General features: G+C 68.9%; 20 protein-coding genes and 1 pseudogene. 17 read left to right on the top strand and 4 right to left on the bottom strand.

The annotated features are described in order from the left end of the window. Window positions 1-136: 136 nt before the first annotated feature. Together IPI67_26170 and IPI67_26165 are read left to right on the top strand one after the other, a co-directional pair. Entirely contained in the window at window positions 137-277 is a 141-nt protein-coding gene (locus IPI67_26170; protein ID MBK7583667.1) for a hypothetical protein, read from the top strand. 209 nt (window positions 278-486) lie between these two features. Next, window positions 487-1869: a metallophosphoesterase family protein gene (locus IPI67_26165; protein ID MBK7583666.1), complete on the top strand. Its 1383-nt coding sequence runs from the start codon at window positions 487-489 to the stop codon at window positions 1867-1869. A gap of 46 nt (window positions 1870-1915) precedes the next feature. Here IPI67_26165 and IPI67_26160 read toward each other — a convergent pair whose 3' ends face one another. Continuing rightward, the gene (locus tag IPI67_26160) at window positions 1916-2530 is read right to left on the bottom strand and encodes a hypothetical protein (GenBank protein MBK7583665.1); all 615 of its coding nucleotides are present in this window, start codon (window positions 2528-2530) and stop codon (window positions 1916-1918) included. Between the two features lie 35 nt (window positions 2531-2565). On the opposite strand from IPI67_26160, the gene IPI67_26155 reads away from it, so the two are divergent. From IPI67_26155 to IPI67_26145, 3 genes and pseudogenes are all read left to right on the top strand, one after another. After that, window positions 2566-4245 (top strand): glycerol-3-phosphate dehydrogenase/oxidase, encoded by a 1680-nt coding sequence (locus IPI67_26155; GenBank protein ID MBK7583664.1) that lies wholly within the window; start codon window positions 2566-2568, stop codon window positions 4243-4245. Beyond that, a pseudogene (locus tag IPI67_26150) lies at window positions 4242-4340 on the top strand (FAD-dependent oxidoreductase). The gene IPI67_26155 and the pseudogene IPI67_26150 overlap by 4 nt, the downstream one beginning before the upstream one ends. A gap of 1090 nt (window positions 4341-5430) precedes the next feature. Further along, window positions 5431-6099 carry a hypothetical protein gene (locus tag IPI67_26145; protein ID MBK7583663.1) on the top strand — a complete coding sequence of 223 codons (669 nt, stop codon included), beginning with the start codon at window positions 5431-5433 and terminating at the stop codon, window positions 6097-6099. Window positions 6100-6114: 15 nt separating this feature from the next. Here IPI67_26145 and IPI67_26140 read toward each other — a convergent pair whose 3' ends face one another. Continuing rightward, the gene (locus IPI67_26140; GenBank protein ID MBK7583662.1) at window positions 6115-7101 is read right to left on the bottom strand and encodes a hypothetical protein; all 987 of its coding nucleotides are present in this window, start codon (window positions 7099-7101) and stop codon (window positions 6115-6117) included. Between the two features lie 97 nt (window positions 7102-7198). Between IPI67_26140 and IPI67_26135 the strand changes: the two genes are divergently transcribed. Beyond that, window positions 7199-7840, top strand: coding sequence for a sel1 repeat family protein (locus tag IPI67_26135; protein MBK7583661.1), 642 nt, complete (start codon window positions 7199-7201; stop codon window positions 7838-7840). Window positions 7841-7897: 57 nt separating this feature from the next. On the opposite strand, the gene IPI67_26130 is transcribed toward IPI67_26135, so the two are convergent. Next, window positions 7898-8527 (bottom strand): hypothetical protein, encoded by a 630-nt coding sequence (locus IPI67_26130; protein MBK7583660.1) that lies wholly within the window; start codon window positions 8525-8527, stop codon window positions 7898-7900. A gap of 107 nt (window positions 8528-8634) precedes the next feature. Beyond that, complete coding sequence (locus tag IPI67_26125) at window positions 8635-10179, bottom strand: serine/threonine protein kinase (GenBank protein MBK7583659.1); 1545 nt, start codon at window positions 10177-10179, stop codon at window positions 8635-8637. Between the two features lie 131 nt (window positions 10180-10310). On the opposite strand from IPI67_26125, the gene IPI67_26120 reads away from it, so the two are divergent. The 11 genes from IPI67_26120 (at window position 10311) to IPI67_26070 (ending at window position 21761) form a co-directional block, all read left to right on the top strand. Next, complete coding sequence (locus tag IPI67_26120; protein MBK7583658.1) at window positions 10311-11339, top strand: UbiA family prenyltransferase; 1029 nt, start codon at window positions 10311-10313, stop codon at window positions 11337-11339. 115 nt (window positions 11340-11454) lie between these two features. Beyond that, entirely contained in the window at window positions 11455-11997 is a 543-nt protein-coding gene (locus IPI67_26115) for a hypothetical protein (protein MBK7583657.1), read from the top strand. A 19-nt stretch (window positions 11998-12016) separates the two neighbouring features. Beyond that, window positions 12017-13000, top strand: coding sequence for a 3-deoxy-7-phosphoheptulonate synthase (gene aroF, locus IPI67_26110; GenBank protein MBK7583656.1), 984 nt, complete (start codon window positions 12017-12019; stop codon window positions 12998-13000). Beyond that, complete coding sequence (gene ubiE / locus IPI67_26105; protein ID MBK7583655.1) at window positions 12997-13710, top strand: bifunctional demethylmenaquinone methyltransferase/2-methoxy-6-polyprenyl-1,4-benzoquinol methylase UbiE; 714 nt, start codon at window positions 12997-12999, stop codon at window positions 13708-13710. Before aroF ends, ubiE begins: the two co-directional genes overlap by 4 nt. Further along, complete coding sequence (locus IPI67_26100) at window positions 13707-15038, top strand: isochorismate synthase (GenBank protein ID MBK7583654.1); 1332 nt, start codon at window positions 13707-13709, stop codon at window positions 15036-15038. Before ubiE ends, IPI67_26100 begins: the two co-directional genes overlap by 4 nt. After that, window positions 15035-16774, top strand: a complete 1740-nt coding sequence (gene menD, locus IPI67_26095; GenBank protein ID MBK7583653.1) for a 2-succinyl-5-enolpyruvyl-6-hydroxy-3-cyclohexene-1-carboxylic-acid synthase — start codon at window positions 15035-15037, stop codon at window positions 16772-16774. Before IPI67_26100 ends, menD begins: the two co-directional genes overlap by 4 nt. Then, on the top strand, window positions 16771-17574 hold the full coding sequence (locus IPI67_26090; protein ID MBK7583652.1) for an alpha/beta fold hydrolase: 804 nt from the start codon (window positions 16771-16773) through the stop codon (window positions 17572-17574). Before menD ends, IPI67_26090 begins: the two co-directional genes overlap by 4 nt. Then, complete coding sequence (gene menB / locus IPI67_26085; GenBank protein ID MBK7583651.1) at window positions 17571-18392, top strand: 1,4-dihydroxy-2-naphthoyl-CoA synthase; 822 nt, start codon at window positions 17571-17573, stop codon at window positions 18390-18392. Before IPI67_26090 ends, menB begins: the two co-directional genes overlap by 4 nt. Window positions 18393-18397: 5 nt before the next feature. After that, on the top strand, window positions 18398-19318 hold the full coding sequence (locus IPI67_26080) for a 1,4-dihydroxy-2-naphthoate polyprenyltransferase (GenBank protein ID MBK7583650.1): 921 nt from the start codon (window positions 18398-18400) through the stop codon (window positions 19316-19318). Next, a complete protein-coding gene (locus tag IPI67_26075; protein MBK7583649.1) occupies window positions 19315-20382 on the top strand; it encodes a hypothetical protein in 1068 nt (355 codons plus the stop codon). Before IPI67_26080 ends, IPI67_26075 begins: the two co-directional genes overlap by 4 nt. Beyond that, window positions 20364-21761: an AMP-binding protein gene (locus IPI67_26070; GenBank protein MBK7583648.1), complete on the top strand. Its 1398-nt coding sequence runs from the start codon at window positions 20364-20366 to the stop codon at window positions 21759-21761. The genes IPI67_26075 and IPI67_26070 overlap by 19 nt, the downstream gene beginning before the upstream one ends. Window positions 21762-22020 lie beyond the last annotated feature (259 nt).

Below are 22020 nucleotides of genomic sequence, written 5' to 3'. Positions count from 1 at the left end.
CTCGCGACAGCCGCCAGCTGTAGAGGCCGAGCGCCAACAGCCCGAAACAACCCCACTGCGCCGGAGTCAGACCGGCGACTTGGATCGCCGGACTCCACCCAATCGTCGTGGTGGCTCTTTGCCTGCGGCGCGCAATTTGACCAATGTGTCGCTCGGCGTTGCGGTGGTTGGCGCGGCGCTGGTCGTGGTCAATCTGGTGGTACTGGCGCCCGGGCGCGGCGCACCGAACGCAGCGCGGGGCAAGAAGAAACCAGCCGGGCTCAGCTTCGTGTTTTGAGTTTCGCATCCTGCTCGCCTCCACCTGCGACGCACGCGGCGACGTCACTTGTCAGGGTGTGCCCGGCGACGCGAAGCACAGCGCCTCGCCCGCACGCTTCCACGATGAACGCAGAGCGGATTGACGCCCGGCGTTTTCAGGGGTGATAAGGGATGATGCTCCTTTGCGCTTCCCGTCTGCGCGCTTGGGTCCGCCCGTTACGGTCCTGCATGCTCCTCGGCACGGTGGCCCTATCCACCGCGTGCAGCGAGGACGGGAGCAAGAAGCCGAGCGCCAGCACTCCCGTGAGTTTTCCTTACACGCCAGAGGGCTGCGCCTACACGGTTTCTCCACCCGAGTTGGCGGACGTGGCCATGAGCTCGAACGCCACGGGTGGCGAACCGGCACCCAAACACGTGCACCTGAGCTGGGCCGGTCCGGCGGACTCGACCTTTGCGGTGAACTGGGCGACGGACCTCGATACCAAGCTCACGCAGGTGCTCTACGGGCCTGACAAGGCGGAGGTCGAGGCGGCGGAGGGGGCCGGCGGAAAAGTGAAACGGCAGCTGGGCCACACGATGCAGCTCGGGAGCCCGCTGTTCTTGGATCAGAAGCTGCGGGTCCATGAAACGCACGTCTGCGGGCTCGCCGCGAACACCACGGTCTATTACAAGGTCGGCGGTCCCGGTGCGTGGAGTCGTGTGTTCGACGTCGCGACGGCGCCGGCGCGCGGTGCGACCGACAAGTTCAAGTTCACCGTCAGCGGGGACTCGCGAAGCGGCGCCGACATTTTTGCCAAGATCCAGGAGCAAGCCGCGGCCCAGGGCATCGACTTTCAGATCTTCACGGGGGACTTCATCGACAACACCACGAACCAGTCCCACTGGGAGGCGCTGTTCGAGGGCAAGACGGGCGCGTACTCCACCGAGGACATGCTGGCGACCCGCCCGTTGATGCCGGTCAACGGCAACCACGACAACCTGTCGGTGTACTACCTCGGGCAGTTTGCGCTGCCCCAAGAGCTCAGCCCCGGCGAAGGCGCTCAGGGTGAGGCCTGGTACTCGTTCGACTACGGGAACGCCCACTTCCTGATGCTCGACAGCGAAGCGGCGAAGCTGGACGCGCAGGCGGACTTCATGCGCGAAGACGTGAAGAAGGTCGACCGCGCGAAGACCCCGTGGCTGTTCGCCGTGTTTCACACGACGCCGTACACCTGTGGTTCGAAACACCAGGGTGACAGCTTGGCGCCGCGAGCGACCTGGCAACCGGTGTTCGACGAGCTGAAGGTCGACGTGGTGCTCGCCGGGCATGTGCACAACTACCAGCGCTCGGTGCCCATCCGCGGTTTTGCGCCCGGGACCACCGACGGGGTAGAGGCAGCGAGTGGGCCCAAGAAGATCCCGGTGAACGAGAGCGGCACGGTCTACGTCGTGAGCGGCGGAGCCTCCGGGGATCTGTACGGCGTCGACCCGCCGACGAGTTGCCCGTCGTTTGCGTATTTGACCGAGAAGGTGAACCACTCCCTGACCCTCGAGGTCGAAGATCGGACGCTGCGCTACAAAGCCCTCCGCCTCGACGGGACGGAGCTCGACTCCTTCGAGTACACCAAGTAACGCTCGCGTCCGAGTGCGCGGAGTCGTCGCGCCGCGTCGGAGCGGGTCAGTCGACCACGCGCGGCGCGCGCACGAACGAACGCGACAGGCCTCCGCGTCGGATCCGTTCGAGCTCTGCCAGGCGAGTCACGACTCCGCGCGCGACGATCTCGAGTACTCGCTCGATGACCTGGCGACGTTTGCGCGGATCCCCCGAGAAGGTGAGGTGACTCTTCGCGGCGCGTCCGCGGGGCAACTTGCCAACCGCGGTGCAGCGCACACGGAGCACGTCGCCTTCGTCGCTGACCGACAGCTCGGAGATCCCGAAACGGAACTGGATCAGGTTGTTGCGCCCCGCGCCCCACTTGGCCTTGCGCGCCTCGCGCAGCAGGCGCTTCTTGAGAAACCGTTTGTAGCTCTTGGCTCCGGCCACATCCGGGGGCAGGTCGATCCGGTCGACCTTGATCTTTGGCTGGCCGTTCGGGGTGATCAGCGCGAGGCGCGGGTCCCGTTTGTGTTTGGACTTCCCCTTCGCGTCGGCCGCTGCCGCCACGGACAGGACCGCGGCGACCAGTGACAGGGCGAGCGCCGCGCGGGAAATCGCCGGCCAAGCTTGCTCATGACCCTCGGAAGCTACGCTGGCAGTCCGGACCGGCCCAATTTTCGGGGGTTCAGCGCGCATTCGGGGCGCGAACCTGCTAATTCGTGGCTCGCGACATGCCCGTTGCGCCCTCCTCGGACCGCCCCGACGTCGACGTCGTTGTCATCGGCGGCGGCGTCAATGGCAGCGGAGTCGCGCGTGATGCCGCCCTGCGCGGCCTGAAGGTCGCGCTGTTCGAGCGCAACGACATCGCCTTCGGTGCCAGCGGCAACTCCAGCGGCATGATCCACGGTGGCCCGCGCTACCTCACCTACGACCCCGACGTGACGCACACCTCGTGTCTCGACTCGGGCCACATTCAGCGCATCGCGCCGCACCTGCTGTTTCGCATTCCGTTCCTCGTCCCCATCGAGCGCGGAGGTTACCCGGCGAGCGTCGCGCTGACGGGGTACGACGCATTCTTCGACCTGTACGACGAGTACCAGGAGCTCAAGCGCGGCAAACCACACGTGAGACTCAGTCGCGACGAGCTGCGCCAGCTCGAACCTGGTCTGGTCGCGGACGCCGTGGGCGGGATCTCTTTCGACGAGTGGGGCATCGACGGTGCGCGGCTCTGCATCGGCAGCATCGTCGATGCCATGGAAAACGGCGCTGAAGTGTTCGTGCACACGACGGTGACGGAGGTGATGCGGCGCGAGGATGGTGCCGTCACTGGCGTTCGGTACAGGGACCGGATGACCGGCGAGACCGGGATCCGCACCGCCAAGGTGGTGGTCAACGCCACGGGCGCCTGGGCGCCGCTCACGAGCACACTGGCCGGGCTTCAGCCCAAGGCCGCGCGGATCCGCCCGGGCAAGGGGATCCACGTCTTTCTCGACCGGAGGCTGACCAACTACGCCGTGGTCGCCACCGCCATCGACGGGCGCCAGGTCTTCCTGCTGCCCTGGCAGAACATGAGCGTGCTGGGCACCACGGATGACGACTACTACGGCGATCTCGACGATGTGGTCGCGACAGGCGACGAGGTCCGCTACCTGACTCAGGCCGTGGCGCGGGTCTTCCCGGCTGTGCGCAGCGCACGCGCCATCGGAACCTGGGGCGGCGTTCGCCCGACGCTGTACGGCTGGGGGATGAACGAGGACAAACTCAGCCGCGAGCACGAGGTCGTCGACCACGCCGAGCACGGCGCCGACGGCCTCTACTCGATGATCGGTGGCAAGCTGGCGAGTTATCGCATCTTCGCCGAAGAGATGACCGACGTGCTCGCGGCGCGCCTCGGTAACACGGGCGCCAAGCGGACCCATGTCTCGCCGCTACCCGGTGGCGACGAGGTGATCGATCCACTTTCTCTCACCGACGAAGGGTTGATCGAACCCGTCGCCGCCGTGCGCCTCGAATTCCGCCACGGCAGTCGCGCGCTGCGGGTCATGGAGCGCATCGCGAGGGAGCCCCGCGAGGCGCGCGTCGTGTGTGCCTGCGAGCCGGTGCTCGAGGCGGAGGTGCGCTACGTCGTCGAGCACGAGCTCGCGTGCACCGTCGAGGACGTGTCGCGTCGGACTCGGCTCGGTCTCGGCTCCTGCGGTGGCATGCGCTGCGCCGCCCAGTGCGGAGCGATCGTAGCAGCGATCAAGGGCAAATCCCCCGAAGCCGGCCGCCATGACGCGCTTCGTTTTCTCGACGGAGCTCTCCGCCGTCGTATCGCGGCGCTCGGCCCGGAGCAGGCACGGCAAGAGACCTTGTCTTTGGCTCACCTGCGCTCGGAGCTCGGGACCCAGCCCCGAGAGGACGACTCGTGAAGGTCGCGGTCGTCGGCGCGGGGGTAGCGGGTACGGCAGCGGCCTGGGCAGCTCGACGCGCGGGTGCCGACGTCGTCGTGGTGCACGACCGCCCGGGGGCCAGCGCGCTCTGGAGCGGCGCACTGGACTACGATGTCTGGGAGCTCGAGCGAAGCCACTCCCCGGGTCGAGAGGAGCGCGAGCTGTGCCAGGCTCTCGGTTTGTGCCTCGATGACAACCTCTGTCAGGTGGCGACGTTGGCCGGCGTGTTGCGCTCCGCGCGCGGCCGAGATGCTGCGGTGCTCGATCTCGCGCCGCTCGCTGGCGGCCTCGTCGCCGTGGCGGACGTGGCCCGGGATGACTGGGACGCGAGCTTGATCTGCCGCGGTCTCGCCGACTCGGTGTGGGCGAAGCGAACCCTCACCCGGTTCGAACCGCGGGCCATCCTCGCTGACGTCGAGGAGCACGTTCGCCATCTGCCCGCTTACGATTTCGCGTCGCGCTTCGACGGCGAAGCGGAGCGGAAGAAGCTCGCCGCAGAGCTTTCGTGCAATCGGGGCGACGCGTCGGCTTGGTTGCTCGGACCCTGGCTCGGCACTTCATCTGGAGTCGCGGAGGCTCTCGGGGCGGAGGTCGGCGCACCGGTGGGTGAGGCCCTGTCCGCTCCGGGCGGCGTCGCTGGCGCGCGCCTCGATGCGGCGCGCACCGCGCTCCTCGAAGGGCTCGGCATCGAGCTTTGCCCGGGGCGAGTGCTCCGCGTCGAGCCAGGGGTCTCGGGGTTCACGCTCGAGCTCGAAGACTCGCAGTCGATCGTCGCCGATCGGGTCGTCCTGGCCATTGGTGGAGTGCTCGGCGCCGGCATCTTGCTCGATCCACCCAGGCCCGATCATCCGGGCGGCGCGTGTTTCCACGCCTCGCTGGAGGCGCCGGTGGTGATCGAGGTCGATGGGCAACCCGTCGATTCGGTCTCCAGCCTTCACGGCGTGGATTTCGCGGCGCATGGCGTGCAGGTCCTGGAGAGCGTGGGCATCGGGGTCGAGGGTGCGCGTGCGCGAGGCGCCGCTGGGATATTCGTCGCGGGCGATGCCGTTGCGGATCGCCCGCGCACCTTCTTGCGCGCGCTGACGTCGGGGATCGCAGCCGGCGCGGCGGCAGCTCAGCCGACGGGAGACTCGCCGTCGTGAAACCAAGAGCCGAGGACTGAGCGTGGAGCGGGCGATCGCGGAGCTCAGCCCGGTGCTTCGGCGCCGGATCTCCGACAGATGGGCCCGCGATGCCCGGGCGGAGCACGAGGGCATCGCGCTGTTCTCGCACTTCTCGCTGCAGCTCATGGCCCTTGGCGCGCCGCCGGACCTGCTCCGCGGCGCCCACGGCGCAGCACTCGACGAGATCGAGCACGCGCGTCGCTGTCTTCATTTCGCGAGCCTCTACCGTGGAGAGACCGTGACCGCCGAGCGCTTGCCGAGTGACTTCGATGCGCTCGGGGGTTCGGAGCCCCTCGAATTCATGCGGGTGGCCGTTCGCGCGGGCTGTGTGGGCGACGCCCTCGCAGCCTTCGTGGCCAGAGCGGCCGCGGAAGCCACCGGTATCGTTGAGCTGCAAGGGTTCCTGAACGAGATCGCCGAAGCGGAAGCCCGGCACTCGGAGCTCGCCTATCGGGTCGTTCGCTGGGCCCTGGCCGGACATCCGGAGTGGAGCAGCGCGGTGCGCGCCGCATTTGCCGACGTGCTCGGCGAGGCACACCGAGAGCCCGACGCAGATCCGGACGCGGCAAGAATGGCGGAGCACGGTCGACTCGACGCGTGCACAAGGTGGAAACTGCGCCGCCGCGCCATCGTCGAGCGGGTCACGCCGGCAATGGACGCGCTCTTCTGAGCCTCGAGCCGGCGCTCAGTAGCAGATTTCCCAGGTCAGGTTCTGGAACACCCAGCCGATGCTCGGGCCCCAGCAACAGGGCGCCGTGGGATCCGCCTGCCCCTGGGCATTGTAGCACTCCAGGAACCCGCCGTCGGAGCTGAACACCACGTTCCACTGCTCCGACCCGTTTGCGATCAACTTCGCGAGCGGGCTGATGGGTCCCGTGTGAGTGCTTGGTCCGACGTCTGCTACGAGTGTGCCTTTTGCCTGGTCGTAGGTGATCGTGGCCGACTGCACCGTGCCCGCGCTGATGCCGTGGGCGCCATTGAAAATCTTGGCCTCGACGTCGGAGCCGCCACAGCCGCTGCCGGTGAACTGTTTTGCTTTGTAGTAGGTCTGCGCGTCGGCCTTGTTGCTGGCGCCGTGACCCGAGGCCGGACCCTGCAAGGTGACCTCGAACAGATCGCCACCCTTGCACCAGTGGTTGCCCCGCTTGAGCGCGACCAGCGACTCGAAGATCGGAAAGCCCAGCTTCTTCGTCGTGGCGGGGTTGTAACAGGTGCCGCTCCACGCAGTCGGCACGTAATCGAACTGCAGGGTCACGCGTCGATACTCGACGCCGGGTTTGAGCGGCAGGGGGATGCGCTTGAACTGCTCTGCTTGCGAGACCGTCAGCTTGAAGGTCTCAGTGCCGCTCGCGCAGATCAGGGGGCCGCCGGCATCCGATGGTGAGCCGGCGCTGCCGCCGAAGCTGGAGCCGGCCATGCCGCCCGTCGCGCCACCATCGTCGCCCCCCGTGCCGCCTGCGGAGGTTCCCCCGGTTGGGGCTCCGCCGCTCGGGGCTCCGCCGCTCGGGGAGCCGCCGCTCGGGGAGCCGCCGCTCGGGGTGCCTGCACTTCCGCCAGCGCCCGCCCCTGCGCCGCCGCCGCCAGCGACGCCTCCGCCGTCATCACTTCCGCACCCGGCGCTCGCGTGCGCACCGACGATGACGACCACAGCTCCGAGCGAGAGCCAGCGCATGCACGGGAGAGTAGGGGACAAGCCTCGGTCGGGGAAGCCGCTTGGAAGTTCGCTGCCAATCGCTTGCGTTGCGGGCCGTCCGCCGTTACGCCGGGGCATGCGGCTCTGGTGGTTTCCCTGGCTCGGCTGGCTCACGGTCGCTGGCTGCGGGGCGAGTGCGGGCACGGGTGCGGCGCCGGCGAAACCGGCGGCTCCTGCTGGTCCGACCTGTGCCACGTCCGCGGCGTGCTTCACGGCCGCCGAGGACTTGCGTCACGGTGCGAATGGACAGACCAAGGATCCAACCCGCGCGGCCGCCGCGTACCAGAAGAGCTGTGAGCTCGCGCATGCTGGCGCCTGCGACGCGCTGGCGATGATGTACTACGGCGGGGAAGGCGTGCCGAAGGACGCGCTGAAGGGCGACACGCTGGAAGATCGCGCGTGCACGCTTCGCTTCGCACCGGCCTGCTTCGGCCTCGCCTACGTGCTCTCGACCAACGTCAATCAGCTCTTGTCCGGCCAGGGTGAGGTCAGCGATGAAGAGCGGGGCAAGCTCGTCGAAGACCTTCGGGGGAAGGCCCGCGGGTACTTGAAACGAGCCTGCGAGCTCGGCAGCCCCTGCGCCTGCGCGGCGCTCGAGACTGGCGACTGCAATCAGCCGGAGATGTGCGCGGCGAAGAGTCCAGCGGGGGCTTGTCTGACCCGCTGCTCCGAGGAGCCGGGCTGCGACAACGGCGCGTTCGGTGTCATCGGACAGTGACGCTCCGGTTGGCACTCGTGCCGGCGGGTCCGGCCAAGAGTTCTTGCCGGCGCTCGGTCAGTTCGCCGTGATCGTGCCGGTCATCGACGGGTGGATCGCGCAAAAGAACGGATAGCTTCCGGCCGCGGTGAGCTTGACGCACTTCGATGTGCTTCCGCCGATGCTGCCGGTGTCCCAGTTGCCGTCGGCACACCCCGGAACCCCCGAGGTCGCCGTGTGTCCGGAGGCGTCCTTGTTGTCGAACTTCACGACGTCGCCCACGCTGACCGACAGGGTGGCCGGAGCAAAGGCGAAACCGGCGATGTCGATGGTCTTGGCGATGGTCGCGCCCGCGCAGTCCACGACCTGAGCGCCCGGAGTGGTCGTTGGCGTGCAACCGCCTCCGTCCGACGAGGTGCCGCCGGTCGCGGCCATGCCCGCCATGCCGCCGGTGCTGCCTCCCGCGCCGCCGCCGGCAGTCGTGCCTCCGCTGCCTGCGCCGCCACCGGAGCTCGAGCCCGCATTACCACCGGAGCTCGAGCCCGCGCTGCCGCCCGAGCCGGTTCCGCCGCTGCCGCCGGTCGCGCCGCTGCCGCCACTGCCAGCTTTCCCACCGGAGCCACCGCTGCTGTCGTCGCTCCCGCAGGCGACGAGCGCGGGCACCAAGATCAAGCAGGACGAGAGCGCTGCAAAGCGTAGGGTATGCATGGTCGAGGCCTCCGGGCGCGTAGGTCGGCGCCGAGACGATTCTTTAGCGGCAGCGCGGACATTTCGCCAGCCTTCCAGGACATTTTTTCCGCGAAGTGCGGCCCCCGTCAGCGGTTGCGACACGCGGCGACCTGCGGAGCACACGATTTCGTGAAACACGCCCGACAGTCCTCCGGGCTCGTCCAGAGCCCCGCGCACTCTGTCTGGCAGGTGGTGAAGGAGCACGAGTTGTTGATCACGAGCTTGTCCGCATCGGTCGGACGAACTTGGTACATCGCTCGACACACACAGTCCTTGTTCGCTGCCTTGTCTTCGACCGGGCACTTGAACTCCTCGTCGAACACCTCCCGGCAGGTCGAGGTGCCGCTGGGCTTCTTGCCGCAGTAGCCTTCGATGAAACACACTCCAACCTTGGCGCAATCGGCGTCGCGCACGCACTCTCGCGTTTGCGCCGAAGCTTCGCAGAAGTCCACGCAGTCGGCGAGGTTGAACACCGCGCCGCACTGATTGATCCGGTGGCAGGCGACGGGGCAGGGGAGCCCCTGCGCGACGCCCTGGGTAGCGACCGCTGTCCGGGTGCGGTCCTCGAGGTACTTCGGAAACCAAAACAGAAACCCGCCCAAAATCGGCACCACGAATACAAGGACGATGACCCCGGCCAGGATGAAGAGAAGCTTGCGGCTGGAGCCAGGTCTCTCGTCCGTCGGGCTCGTGACTCCCGGCGTGCCGGGCCCCGCGGTGAGCGTCGGCGCGACCGGGTGGTGAGCGCCCGACTCGCTCGGGACCACACCTTCCCGATACCGGAGTGTGACGCTCGGCATGGCGCGGAGTGCGCCCGCCATCGTTGCCGCAGACTCGAAGCGCTGGACGGGATCGACCGCGAGGGCCGCCCCGAGAAACGCGGCGAGCGTTGCGGGGACCTCGAGCAGTCGCTCCTCCAGCGGCCGTGGGGGTGACGACAAAACCTGCAGCAGCATCTCCCCGGCGGATTCACTCAGGTACGGCAGTTGCCCGGTCACCATCTGGTAGAACATGACGCCGACCGCCCACAGATCGGTCCGATGGTCGACGCGTTTTGCGTTCTTCAGTTGCTCCGGGGACATGTAGTGGAGCGTGCCCATGCTCGTGCCGGTCGCGGTGTGGGACTGGCTGTCGAGATCCCCCAACGACTTGGCGATCCCGAAATCGAGCAGCTTGGTGCGACCATCGGCGGCGTTGATGAAGACGTTCTCGGGCTTGAGGTCCCGATGGATGAAGCCCGCGGCGTGAGCGCTGCCGAGCGCATCGAGCACGTCCAGGCAGATGTTGCGGATCTTCTCGAAGGGCATCGGCCCACGGCGCATGATGCTCGCGAGCGGTTCCCCTTCCAGGAGCTCCATGGCGAAGTAGTGCTCGCCGCGCTCGGTGGTGCCCGCGTCGAGCACACGAACGATCCCCGGGTGTCCGATGGCGGCCGGCGCGCGCGCTTCAGCCAGGAAGCGCGCCGCCAGATCGGCCCGCATCGACAGGTGCGGGTGCAGCATCTTGAGCGCGACTCGCTCGTTGGTGAAGCGATGGCGCGCGCGCAGCACGACGCCCATCCCGCCTTGGCCAACGAGATCCTCGATCTCGTAGCGGTCCCCCACGATGGCTCCGGCTCGAAGCCAAGTCATGCACGCCAGAGTACGCGAAAAGCCAGCCGCGAGCCCACGCCGCGTCGGCCTGACCGCGCGCTCCTGCCGCAAACGGTGGTAGCGTCACGCAGCTGAATTTCATGGGGTCCAGCGTTGCCAGCTCCGGCCGAATGTCCGGCGAACCGCGACCTCGCGGGGTCGCGGGCACGCTGGCGGCCGGTGTGCGTTTTGCGGGCGCTTGTCTGCGCGGGCGAGGCAGCCTGGGGGTTGGCCGCGCGGACTTCTTCGTTGCGCTGCTGCGTGGCGTGAGGGCCCACTTCTTCGCGTTTCCCTGCGGAGCCGCCCTCGCGGGTGCAGCAAGTGTCAGTGCAGGCGCGAGCAGCTGGCGAGTGTGGCTGACGGCGCTCGCGGTCGGCGTCGGTTGGGGCGTCGGCCAGCTGCTCAACGATCTGGTCGACGTCGACGCAGACCGAATCGACGCCCCGGACCGCCCGGCGGTCATGGGTTTGCTGCCCGAAGGGCCAACGGCGCTCGTTGCGTCGCTGCTCGGGCTCTTGGTCGCGATTGCCCTCTCGGTGGTGCATCCGCTGGGCTGGGTCTTTGCCCTCTCGAGCGCGAGCTTGATGTTGCTCTACGCGCCGGCCAAAGGTCTGCCGGTGCTCGGGAACGTGACCCACGGAGCGCTGATGGCGCTGCTCGCTCTGATGGGGGCCGCGGCCGCAGCGCCTGCGCTCCCGCTCGTGTCCGTGCTCGGCGTGTCCTGGCCGGTGATCGGTCTGGTCTTTGCGCTGGCGGTGCTCTATCTGCAGGGCAACTACGAGAAGGACCGGGACGGCGACGCCCAGGCCGGGTATCACACCCTGGCCGTGGTGACGGGAGTGCGGGGGAGCTCCGGCGTGCGAACGGTGCTCGGTGCGAGTTTGTATTCCGCGGCTGCGGTGCTCGGTCTCATCGGGCGCGGGCCTGCGCTCTGGCTCTGGTTCGCGTCCGCGCTCGCGCTCGCGGTGTCGGTGGCGCCTTCGTTGTGGCGGGGCAATCGTCGCGGGGCGCTGCTCGGGTATCGGTTCGCCGTGCACTCCACGCTGCTCGGCTTCGCCGCACTGATGCTGCCCGGCTTCGGCGCCGGGGGAACCGTGGGCGCGCTGGTCGCCGCCGGGCTGCTGGTCGAAGCCGCGTTTGCCCGTTCGCCCAACCCCTGACCCAGGCGGCGAGCGCTGATTTTCCGATCTTCGCACTGATTCTTCGGCCGGTCGCTTGACCGGCGGGCGGCGGCGGCTTACGAACTTTCAGTAACTTCTGAAAGTTCAGGGAACGATGAGCGACCCGCTCCAGCGATCCGCGCTCCTGGCCGCCGACGCCATCGGCGACGTGATTGAACATTGGGGCTTCCGCAAGGCGCTGGGCCGGGTGTGGACCGTGCTCTACCTGGAAGACATTCCGCTTGCCGCCGCCGAGGTTGCCGAACGCCTGAGCATGAGCGCGGGGGCGGTCTCGACGACGCTTGGCGAGCTGCAGCGGTGGGGCGTGGTCAAGCGGGTGTGGCAACCTGGCCAGCGCAAGGAGTTCTACGAGGCCGAGACGGACTTCTGGAAGATGATCTCGCGCGTCGTCAACGAGCGAGAGCGCGCGCTGGCAGAGGGGGTGCGGGCGCGGCTCGAGGAGGCGACGGAGGCGGCCTACGACGCCCCGCGGTCGGCGCGCCGAAGCCACGTGACCGACCGCCTCAAGCGCCTCGTATCGTTCGCGCTGGTGGCGCAGACCGTCATCGACTCGTTCGTGCAGTCGCAGCGCGCGGACTTTCAGAAGTTCGGAAACCTGCTGAGCCTGGCCCGCGAGAAGGTCGCGCGGCGGCGCTGACGTACCGGAGCAAGAGCCCATGATCGTCACCTTGACGGACCACGCGGACGTCGATCACGTTCGGCGCGCGCTGACGGGCCTCGGGCTGTGGATCGAGAGCCTGGAGCGGTCCGAGCGCGGGCCGGTCCACTTGATCGTGGCCAGGGCCTCCAGCGTGGTCCCGGAGGCCGCTCTGCTCGCCCTCGACGGCGTGAAGAGCGTGAGTCTGCCGCGCTCGCGACACCCCCGCGTCGATGCTCAGGGCAGCCGGGTGCAGGTGGGCGAGGTCGTCTTCGGCGGCGAGCTGCCGGTGCTCATCGCGGGGCCCTGCGCGGTGGAGAGCGAGGCGCAAATCGCACGCATTGCCGCCAAGCTCGCGGGCCACGGCGTTCGTATCCTGAGAGGCGGCGCGTTCAAGCCGAGGACCAGTCCGTACGATTTTCAAGGCCGCGGCAAGGTCGCCCTCGGCTGGCTGCGCCGCGCGGCGGACGCGGTGGGCATGGGCGTCGTCTCGGAGGTGATGAGCGAGCGCGATCTCGACGACGTCGCCTCGGTCGTCGATCTGCTCCAGGTTGGCTCGCGCAACATGCAGAACTACGCGTTGCTCCAGGCGGTCGGTGGCGCGGGCAAACCGGTGCTCTTGAAGCGTGCCATGTCCGCCACCATCGAAGAATGGCTGCACGCCGGCGAGTACCTGCTGGTGCACGGCGCAAGTGGCGTGGTGTTCTGCGAGCGAGGCCTGCGCGGTTTTGATCCATCGACCCGCAACCTGCTCGATCTGGGTGCCGTGGCGCTCTTGGCCCGCGTTCACCGCCTGCCGGTCGTCGTGGACCCGTCTCACGCCGCCGGGCGCCGTGACCTGATCCTCCCCCTCGCACGAGCGGCCCTCGCCGCGGGTGCTCACGGCGTCATGATCGAGGTGCACGACGAACCGGCGGCTGCCGAGAGTGATGGCGCCCAGGCACTCGAGCCCGAGGCGCTCGCCGCCTTGGCAGCGGCGCTGACCCGCCCGGGGTCGGAATGAGCGTTGAACCTTCCGCCGGAGTGCGCCCCGGCAGCGGTGAGATGTTCGACGCGATCGCAGACCGCTACGACCTCTTGAATCGCATCATCTCCCTCGGCATCGACCAGAGCTGGCGCGACAAAGCCGTGCGCGCGTTGGGTCTGTCGGGCCCCGCCCGTGTGCTCGACGTTGCGACGGGTACGGCAGATCTCGCCCTGCGCATCGCGCGCGCGTTGCCCGAGGCCGAGGTGGTGGGTGTCGATCCATCGGCGCGCATGCTGGAGCTCGGGCGCATCAAGCTCGAGCGGGCGGGGCAGAGTGAGCGGGTGACGCTCGCTGCCGGGACGGTCGAGGCGCTGCCCTTCGCTGACGCGAGCTTCGACGGTGTCAGCATCGCCTTCGGCATTCGCAACGCGACGGACCGCGCCCGTGGCCTCTCCGAGATGCGGCGTGTCACCCGATCCGGTGGCCACGTGGTGGTGCTCGAGCTCGGCGAACCCGAGAGTGGACCCCTGTCGGGGCTCGCCCGCTGGCACATCCACCAGGTCGTGCCCTGGTTGGGCGGCGTGCTCTCGGGCAAGGGTGAGTATCAGTACCTGCAGCGGTCCATCGCGGCGTTTCCGCCGCGCGCCGAGTTCAGCGAGCTGATGACCGCGGCGGGGCTCGAGATGCGCGAAGTAGAAAGGCTCACGTTCGGTGTCGCCACGCTGTTCGTTGGGAGGGTGCCGTGAGCTTCGAGCGCGAGCTCCGCGCGGCGACCGCTCGCGGGCTGCCTGACGCTGCGCTGGTGGCGGTCAGCGGAGAGATCGACGTGGAGCCCGACTGGGTGTCGATCCCACGTGGCGCCGTGTGGTCGTTCTGGGACACGACGAGTCGGGTGGACCTACCTGCGGAGCAGTGGCTGGGCGTCGGTGCGGCGGCGGTCGTGAGCACGAGCGGCGCCACGCGCTTCGAAGAGGCTCGTCGACAGCTCGCTGCCCTCATGGCGAGCATCGACGGCGCGCGCGCGGGGTTCGTGCGGGCATTCGGTGGCGCGGCCTTCGAGCCCGGCAACCTCGGTCCCTTCGCGGCGCTCGGCGAGCTCTGTTTCGTGGTGCCGCGCTGGACGTTCTCCCGAGCTCACGCCGGGACCCGGGTCACGCTGGTTGCCGAGCCGGCCGAGCTGTCCACGCCGAGCCGGCTCCTGGAAGAGCTGCGCCCCCTGCTCACGCGCCGCTCGCGCCGCCTTCCCGGGCTCAATCGCGTCGCCGACGACGGCAAACAACGCTTCGTCGAGGCGGCTCGCGAGGCAGTGAGGAGCGTCGAGGCGCATAGCCTCGACAAAGTCGTGGTTGCGCGGCGTGCGGTGCTCGACGGTGCCATCGAGCCGCTCTCGCTGCTGGATGCGCTGGCCGAAGAGGTCTCTGTCACGCGGTTTGCATTGTCCGTTTCGGGCACGACCTTCGTTGGCGCATCACCGGAGCTGTTGATCGCGTGGGACGGTCAGCGAGCTCGCAGCGAGGCAGTTGCGGGGACACTGAGGCGCGGGAGGGATCCGCTCGAGCTGCGAGAGAGCGGTAAGGACCAGCGGGAGCACGCATACGTGGTGCACGCCATCGGCGCTGCGCTCGAGAGCGCCGGTGTCGAGCTGACTGCGGGCGCCGAGCCCGTGATCCGCAGCCTGCGGCACGTGCATCATCTGGTGACCCCCATCGAAGGTCGGCTCGGGACACATACCCACGTGCTCGAGCTGGTGGCGGCGCTGCATCCGACGCCAGCGGTCCTGGGTGTGCCGGCGCAAGCCGCGCGGGAATTCTTGCGCCGCGTCGAGCGCATCGAGCGCGGCTGGTTTGCCGCGCCCGTGGGGTACGTCGATGCGCTCGGGCAGGGTAAGTTCGTGGTTGCGCTGCGCTCGGCGCTGATCGACCGGGGACGCGCCTGGGTCTTCGCCGGTTCGGGCATCGTACGAGGCTCGGTCGTCGAGGCGGAGCTGGCGGAGACCGATGCCAAGCTCACCGCGATCCTCGCCGCGCTCCGCACTTCGGAGCTGAGTGCTCCCACGCTGGCGGGCGCCCCGTGACCGCCGACCTGACGACACTGTGGGCCTGCGTCTTCGTGCGGGCGCTGTACGACGCCGGAGTCCGAGCCGTCGTTGCCAGCCCCGGCTCGCGCTCGACTCCACTGGTGTTGGCTGCGGCCTCGGTGCCCGGGCTCGAGCTCGAGATGATCGTCGATGAACGAAGCGCGGCGTTTTTTGCGCTCGGTCGAGCCCGCGTGAGCGGTCGCCCCAGCGTGCTCTTGTGCACGTCGGGCAGCGCCGGTGCCCACTACTACCCGGCAATTCTGGAGGCCGAGCGGGCCCTCTTGCCGCTCATTGCCGTCACCGCCGACCGTCCCTGGGAGCTCGGGCAACTCCACGCGAATCAGGCCCTGGACCAGACCAAGTTGTTCGGCTCGCACGCAGAGAGCCTCGAGCTCGGTGAGCCAGACGAGCAGCGCTTGCGCTACGTGCCAAGCATCGCCGCCCTCGCGGTCGAGCGGGCGACGCTGCCGGTGCCGGGTCCGGTCCATGTCAACGCTCGTTTTCGAAAACCCCTCGAGCCCGCGCGCCCTGTGAGTGACGTCCTCGGCGAGAGTGTGCGGTTGGGGCTCGAGGCACCGCGCATCGTCCGGGCCGCGCCGAGCGGCGTGAGTGTGCCCGCCGAGATCGCGGACGTCGTGGCTCGTGCCCGTCGCGGACTCGTGGTCGTCGGGCCGCGGCTCGGAGCGATTGGGCACGACCTCCGCCTGCGCCGAGCGTTGCAGCGCTTCGTGACGGCGCGAAACTTCGCACTCGCGGCGGAGGTGACCAGCGGTGTCGCTCACAGCTCGGAGTGCGGCGGGCTGGTCTTGCCGGCGTTCGACGGCTGGATCGAAGCCGCGTGTGATGCCGGTGACGCCCCCGACCTGATCATCGAGCTCGGCAGCCCGCCGACTTCGAGCGCATGGCAGCGGCTCACGGCCCGGCTGCCCGCACTGCCTCGCATCGTCGTGACGGAGCGAGCACTGCCGGATCCCGCGGCCAGCGCGAGTCACGTCGTCGTCGGGAACGGTGCCCAGCTGCTCGAGGCCCTCGCCGCCGACGGGCCGAGCGACGCTGCCTGGCTCGCGCGCCTGACCGAGCTGGCACGCCGCACGGAATCGTTGCTCTCGGAGGCTCTCGCCGGCACTGTCCTCAGTGAGCCGTTCGTTGCAAGGCGCGTCGTCGACAGTGTTCCAGGCGGTGGAGCGTTGTTCGTGGGCAACAGCCTGCCGGTGCGCGACGTCGATCGTTTCGCAGCTAGCTCGGGTCGTGCGCTCATGGTCCTGCATCAGCGCGGGCTGTCGGGGATCGATGGGCTGATCGCCGGAGCTGCCGGAGCGCGACGTGAGCTGCCGGCCAGCGTCCCCCTCACGTTATTGCTCGGAGACGTCAGCGCGCTGCACGACGTCGGTTCGTTCGCGCTCTTGGCGCGCGTCGATGGCCCGTTGACGCTGGTCGTCGTGGACAATGGCGGCGGGAGGATCTTCTCCGAGCTGCCCGTTGCGAACGTCATCCACCCAGCCGAGCTCGAGCGTCTCTTCCTGACGCCGCCGCCCGACTTTCTGGAGTACACAGCGCGGGCCTTCGGCATCGCTTACGAGCGCATCCAGACCCGCAGCGAGCTCGAGGCTCGACTCGCGGTAGCTCCGAACGGCGCACGCTTGCTGCACGTGATCGTGCAAGCCGAGGCTGGCCGCGCGCGCCGCCGGGCCGTCGTTGACGGCGTGGCCCGCAGCCTGGGAGCACCAGCGTGAACCTCGGCACCTCGACGCGCTCGTCCCGGCACGCCGCGCGCGCTCCGCTCTTGCTTCTGCACGGCTTCATGGGCGCGCCGATGTCTTGGTCTGCGGTTGCGATGGCGCTCACCCATCCGGGTCCGGTGCTCACACCGGTCCTGCCCGGACACGGCCGCCCGCCGCGGCCCGTTCCGGCCACGTTCTGGGACGCGGTCGATCAGCTGGCCGCCGACCTGGCCGAGCCTGCCTTCGTGGTGGGTTATTCGCTGGGTGGGCGGCTGGGACTGGGTCTCGCCTGCCGCCACCCTCGCCGTGTACGCGGTCTGATCGCCGTCGGCGCTCACCCTGGCCTGCGCGCGGAGTCCGAGCGTGACGCGCGCGTCCGCTGGGAAGACGCGCAGGCGCTCGCGCTCGAGGCTAGGGGACTGTCGCGATTCATCGACGCCTGGGAGCAGCTGCCGCTGTTTGCGTCGCAGTCCGCGTTGCCGCTCCCGGTCCGCGCGGCGCAGCGGCGCATTCGCGAGGCACACGACGCAAACGCGCTAGCTCGTGTGCTCACCGTTCTCGGGACGGGACGCATGCCGCCTCTCGCGCTGGAGGCGACTCGCGTGCCCGTGACCTTGGTGACCGGTGAGCACGACGTGAAGCTCGCCAGCGCGGCGCGCGAGCTCACCGCCATTGCACCGCAGATTTCGCACCAGACGGTGCCCGCCGTCGGCCACAACCCGCTGCTCGAAGCTCCGCTGCTTCTCGGCCGGCTCATCGACGAACGGCTCACGGTCTGGAGCAAAGCTCGAACACAGGAGACTCACGCATGACACTGCCGAACTGGAAAGCTGCTCCGGGGTACGAAGACGTCGTCTACGAGACCGCCGAAGGCATCGCAAAGATCAGCATCAATCGCCCGGAGGTTCACAACGCATTTCGTCCCCAGACCATCAAGGAACTGATGCGCGCCTTCGAGGCCGCCCGGGAAGATCCCGAGGTGGGCGTCGTGATCCTGACCGGGGCCGGCGACCGGGCGTTTTGCTCGGGCGGTGATCAGCGTGTGCGCGGAAGTGCAGGTTACGTTGGCGCCGATGGGGTGCCGCGCCTGAACGTGCTCGACCTGCAGCGGCAGATCCGCACACTGCCCAAACCCGTCGTTGCCATGGTGGCGGGGTACGCCATTGGCGGCGGGCATGTCCTGCACATCGTCTGTGATCTGACGATTGCTGCCGACAACGCCCGCTTCGGCCAGACGGGCCCGAAGGTCGGGAGCTTCGACGGCGGGTACGGCGCCTCGTACCTCGCGCGGATCGTGGGTCAGAAGAAGGCCCGAGAGATCTGGTTCCTGTGTCGCCAGTACGACGCAAAAGCGGCGCTCGACATGGGACTCGTGAACACCGTCGTGCCGCTCGCCGAGCTGGAGCACGAGACGGTGAAGTGGTGTCGTGAAATGCTCGAGTTGAGCCCACTCGCGCTGCGCTGCCTCAAGGCTTCGTTGAACGCCGACTGTGATGGTCAGGCAGGCCTGCAAGAGCTGGCGGGCAACGCCACGCTGCTCTTTTACATGACGGCGGAGGGACAGGAGGGCAAGAACGCCTTCCTCGAGCACCGCAAACCCGAGTTCGGGAAGTTCGGGCGTCTGCCCTGAGTCCCATGGCCCACGATCACACGTTGCGAGTCTCGGCGCTGCCCGAGCGCGGCAGCTTCGGCGCGTGGTTGCTGGCTGCGCGCCCACAGACGCTTCCGGTCGCGGTGGCGCCGGTGTTCGTGGGCACGGCCCTGGCCGTTGCCAGCGGGACGGCGCGCGCGGCGGCGGCAATCGCTGCGCTCCTGGGTGCGCTGTTCATCCAGATCGGAACCAACTTCGCCAACGACGTCTTCGACCACGAGAAGGGGGCGGACACCGCCGAGCGGCTCGGTCCAACGCGCGCGGCGGAGAGCGGGCTCCTGTCCGCGCGCGCGCTCAAGCTGGCGATGGCTGCCGCGTTCTTCTGCGCCATCCTGGCTGGGCTCTATCTCACGCGGATCGGCGGCGCGGTCGTCGTTGTCATCGGAATCACTTCGATCGCGAGCGGCATTGCCTACACCGGCGGGCCCTATCCGCTCGGGTATCACGGACTCGGCGACCTGTTCGTGCTGATTTTCTTCGGCTTCGTTGCCGTGTGCGGCACGACCTGGGTCGTGGCGGGCAGTGTGCCGGCAGCCGCGTGGCTCGCATCGATCTTGGTGGGTGGGCTGGCGACTGCGGTGCTCGTCGTGAACAATGCGCGCGACCACCTGACGGACGTGCGGGCAGGAAAACGCACACTGGTCGTGCGCTTCGGTCGCCGCTTCGCCAACTTCGAATATTCCGCCCTCGTGACCGCGGCGTACCTTGCGCCGGTCGCCCTGTGGGCGCTCGGTCTGGCGCGGCCGACGGTGCTCGTCACGTGGTTGACCGTCCCCTGGGCCTTCTGGCTGTGCCGCACGGTGTCGCGAAGCGAGGGGGGCGCGCTCAATCCGCTGCTGCCAGCGACCGCGCGGCTCCTGCTGGCCCAGAGCGCCTTGTTCGTGCTGGGAACCGCCGTCGGATGAGCCGCGGATCTGCGTGGCACGTCGTGGTTTGGGGGGGTGACGTCGAGGGCGTCGCAAACGCGCGTCGAAGCTACGGCCGACGTGAAGGGATGCTGGTGGTGCTACGGGACGCGAACTCGGGACTCAGCTTCGGTGAAGCCACGCCGCTCGCCGGCTTCGGCAACGACGACCTCGCCGCTGCGCGCTGCGCCCTCGAATCCGCCGCTCTGCCAGTGCCGGTAGACGATCTGACCGAGGTCGAGGCCCTGCTCTCGCACATCACCTCGGCGAGTGCTCGGTTTGCCGTCGAGACCGCGCTCCTCGGCCGGATCGCGCGCCGTCGCCAGGTGTCGTTGTCGGAGCTGCTCGGCGCGAGCACGACCTCGGTGCCCCGCAGCGTGCTCGTCGGCGCGCTCGCCGATGATGGTTTCGTCGAAGCGGCAAGAGCAGCCGCCCGGCGTGGCGCCCGTTCGGTGAAGCTCAAGGCTGAGGGGCGTGACCTATCGGAAGAGTCTCGGCGTCTGTCGGAGCTCCGTCGGGCGCTTGGCTCGGAAGTCGGAGTGCGCCTCGATCTGAACGGCAACCTCGATCGCAACGGCGCGCGCGCCGCGCTCGCGGCCTATGCACACGCGAAGGTCGAGCTGTGTGAGGAGCCCTGCGCGGGCGAGGAGCTCCTGCAACTCGAGCGCACCGCCGTGCCCTGGCTCGCAGATGAGTCCGCCGTCGGTGACGCGGAGTTCGCCCGGTTCGTCGCGCAGCCTGGCTGCGCCGGTGTGGTGCTGAAACCCACTGCTTTGGGTGGGCTCGGCAGCTGCCTGGCTCGCGCGAGGACCCTGACCGATGCCGGAAAAATCGGGTTGGTATCGCACGCATTCGAGGGCCCCGTCGCGCTGTGGGCCTGCGCACAGCTCGCGCTGGCCGTTGGGGGTACGCGGGCGCACGGGCTCGATCGACACGCAGCCCTTCGAGCGTTCCCGGACGCCAAACTTCCGCAGCTGCCCCACACCGGTTCGCCACTGTCCGTCGTTGCGGCACCTGGAGCTCTGGCACTCGAGCTGGAGGGGCCATGGACGCACTCAGCCTGAGCGGCTCGTCGGACTTTGCGCTGGTCATCGAAGGGCGTACCTGGAGTGCGGCGGAGCTCCGAGCAAGCGTGCGTCGTGTTCAGGGGGTGCTCGAACGCAGCGGCGTCGAACCGGGCGCGGTGGTCGCGTTCGTTGCTCGCGTGGACGAGCCGAGCCTGGTGCTGACGCTCGCCCTCCTGGACGCCGGGGTCGCCTGTCTGCCGCTGCACCCCCGGGGAGCGCCGCTCGAACATGCCGAGTTGATCCGACGCGCGGGTGCACTGAAGCTGGAGCCATTGGAGCTCGAGCCAGGGACTGAAGCCGAGCCTCAGTGGCTGCGGTGGGTCCGAGCACGAGGGCACAATCCGGAGGCCATTGCCGCGCTGCTCGCGACCTCGGGCACTTCCGGTGAGCCGAAGCTGGTCCGGCTCAGCCGCCGCGCGTTCGTCGCCAGCGCACGGGCGAGCGCTGAGCATCTGGGATTCGAGCCGAACGACCGCTGGCTCCTGTGTCTGCCCTTCGCGCACGTCGGCGGGCTCTCGATCTTGACCCGCTGCCTGGTCTCCGGGCGCAGCGTGGTCGCTCATTCGGGCTTCGAGCCCGAGCTGATCTTGGAGCGGATCGAGAGCCAGGCCGTGACGCTCTTGTCGGTGGTGCCCGCGATGTTGGGGCCGCTCTTGTCGGCGGACTCCCGCGGCGTACTGGCGCGGCTGCGGGTGTTGCTGGTCGGAGGCTCCGCGTGCTCGGAGGAGCTCCGGCGGGAGGCCCGCGCGCGTGGCATCCGGCTCTCGACCACCTACGGCCTCACCGAAGCGTGCTCGCAGGTCACGACCCAGCGCGCAGCGCTGACTCACGACCCGACGACTCTGGACTCCGGCAGCCCGCTCCCTGGCGTGGAGGTTCGCATCGTCGGGGGAGTGATCGAGCTCCGCGGACCGGTGCTCATGAGCGGCTACCTCGGTGAGCCCGAGCTGCCTCGCGGCAGCTTTTTAACCACCCGCGATCTGGGAGAGCTCGACGCTGCCGGGCGGTTGATCGTCAGCGGTCGCGTTGACGACGTCGTGATCACCGGCGGAGAGAAGGTGCATCCAGCACAGGTCGAGGCGGTGCTCTCCGCCGTGCCGGGCGTGAGCGCGGCGCTGGTCTTTGGTGCGTCCGAGCCGCGGTTCGGCCAGAGCGTCGCGGCGCTCTTGGTGCTCGACCGAGGTTCTGATGCAGCGGTGGTGCTCGCGCGCGCGCGGGAGTCCGTGGCTGCCGCCCTGGCAACGCATGCGCGGCCTCGCTCGGTTGCGTGTGTCGAGGCGCTGCCACTCAACGCGCTGGGCAAGCCCGATCGTCGCCGCGCTCGCTTGGAGCACGGCAACTCGCTCGAGCCATGGCCTGCTCGCCCGCCGGGCTGAGCGAATGCGTCCCGCTGGCCGCCGCGTGACCGGTCCTTCCGTGAGGCGGCCTGGCCCAGCGCCCGAACCTTGGTGGTGGGGCGCGCGGTCGGGGGCGTGTGCAATTCGTGCGCGTTTCGCGCCAAGCGCGGGGCGATCGCCCGCCGCCCACGCGAGGCCTGCACGCTGGCGAGGTAGCCGCGCAGTTCGTTCGCGAAAAGATACCCCGATCGCTGGCTTTCGCTGAGCCCGGAACTTGCTTTGGGGAGGCCAGTTCACC

Source organism: Myxococcales bacterium (assembly GCA_016706225.1).
In the GTDB taxonomy this organism is placed as follows: Bacteria; Myxococcota_A; Polyangia; order Polyangiales; family Polyangiaceae; genus JADJKB01.
The sequence above is the reverse complement of the archived record's forward strand: the minus strand, read 5'-3'. Positions and strand labels throughout refer to the sequence as shown.

Bases quoted from the DNA above. Each gene is read 5' to 3' on its own strand.
- menB (MBK7583651.1), top strand. From the start codon at position 17,571: ATGACACTGCCGAACTGGAAAGCTGCTCCGGGGTACGAAGACGTCGTC.
- IPI67_26120 (MBK7583658.1), top strand. From the start codon at position 10,311: ATGTCCGGCGAACCGCGACCTCGCGGGGTCGCGGGCACGCTGGCGGCC.
- IPI67_26115 (MBK7583657.1), top strand. From the start codon at position 11,455: ATGAGCGACCCGCTCCAGCGATCCGCGCTCCTGGCCGCCGACGCCATC.
- IPI67_26140 (MBK7583662.1), bottom strand. From the start codon at position 7,101: ATGCGCTGGCTCTCGCTCGGAGCTGTGGTCGTCATCGTCGGTGCGCAC.
- IPI67_26070 (MBK7583648.1), top strand. From the start codon at position 20,364: ATGGACGCACTCAGCCTGAGCGGCTCGTCGGACTTTGCGCTGGTCATC.
- IPI67_26135 (MBK7583661.1), top strand. From the start codon at position 7,199: ATGCGGCTCTGGTGGTTTCCCTGGCTCGGCTGGCTCACGGTCGCTGGC.
- IPI67_26165 (MBK7583666.1), top strand. From the start codon at position 487: ATGCTCCTCGGCACGGTGGCCCTATCCACCGCGTGCAGCGAGGACGGG.
- IPI67_26080 (MBK7583650.1), top strand. From the start codon at position 18,398: ATGGCCCACGATCACACGTTGCGAGTCTCGGCGCTGCCCGAGCGCGGC.
- IPI67_26155 (MBK7583664.1), top strand. From the start codon at position 2,566: ATGCCCGTTGCGCCCTCCTCGGACCGCCCCGACGTCGACGTCGTTGTC.
- aroF (MBK7583656.1), top strand. From the start codon at position 12,017: ATGATCGTCACCTTGACGGACCACGCGGACGTCGATCACGTTCGGCGC.
- IPI67_26130 (MBK7583660.1), bottom strand. From the start codon at position 8,527: ATGCATACCCTACGCTTTGCAGCGCTCTCGTCCTGCTTGATCTTGGTG.
- IPI67_26125 (MBK7583659.1), bottom strand. From the start codon at position 10,179: ATGACTTGGCTTCGAGCCGGAGCCATCGTGGGGGACCGCTACGAGATC.
- ubiE (MBK7583655.1), top strand. From the start codon at position 12,997: ATGAGCGTTGAACCTTCCGCCGGAGTGCGCCCCGGCAGCGGTGAGATG.
- IPI67_26075 (MBK7583649.1), top strand. From the start codon at position 19,315: ATGAGCCGCGGATCTGCGTGGCACGTCGTGGTTTGGGGGGGTGACGTC.
- IPI67_26160 (MBK7583665.1), bottom strand. From the start codon at position 2,530: ATGCGCGCTGAACCCCCGAAAATTGGGCCGGTCCGGACTGCCAGCGTA.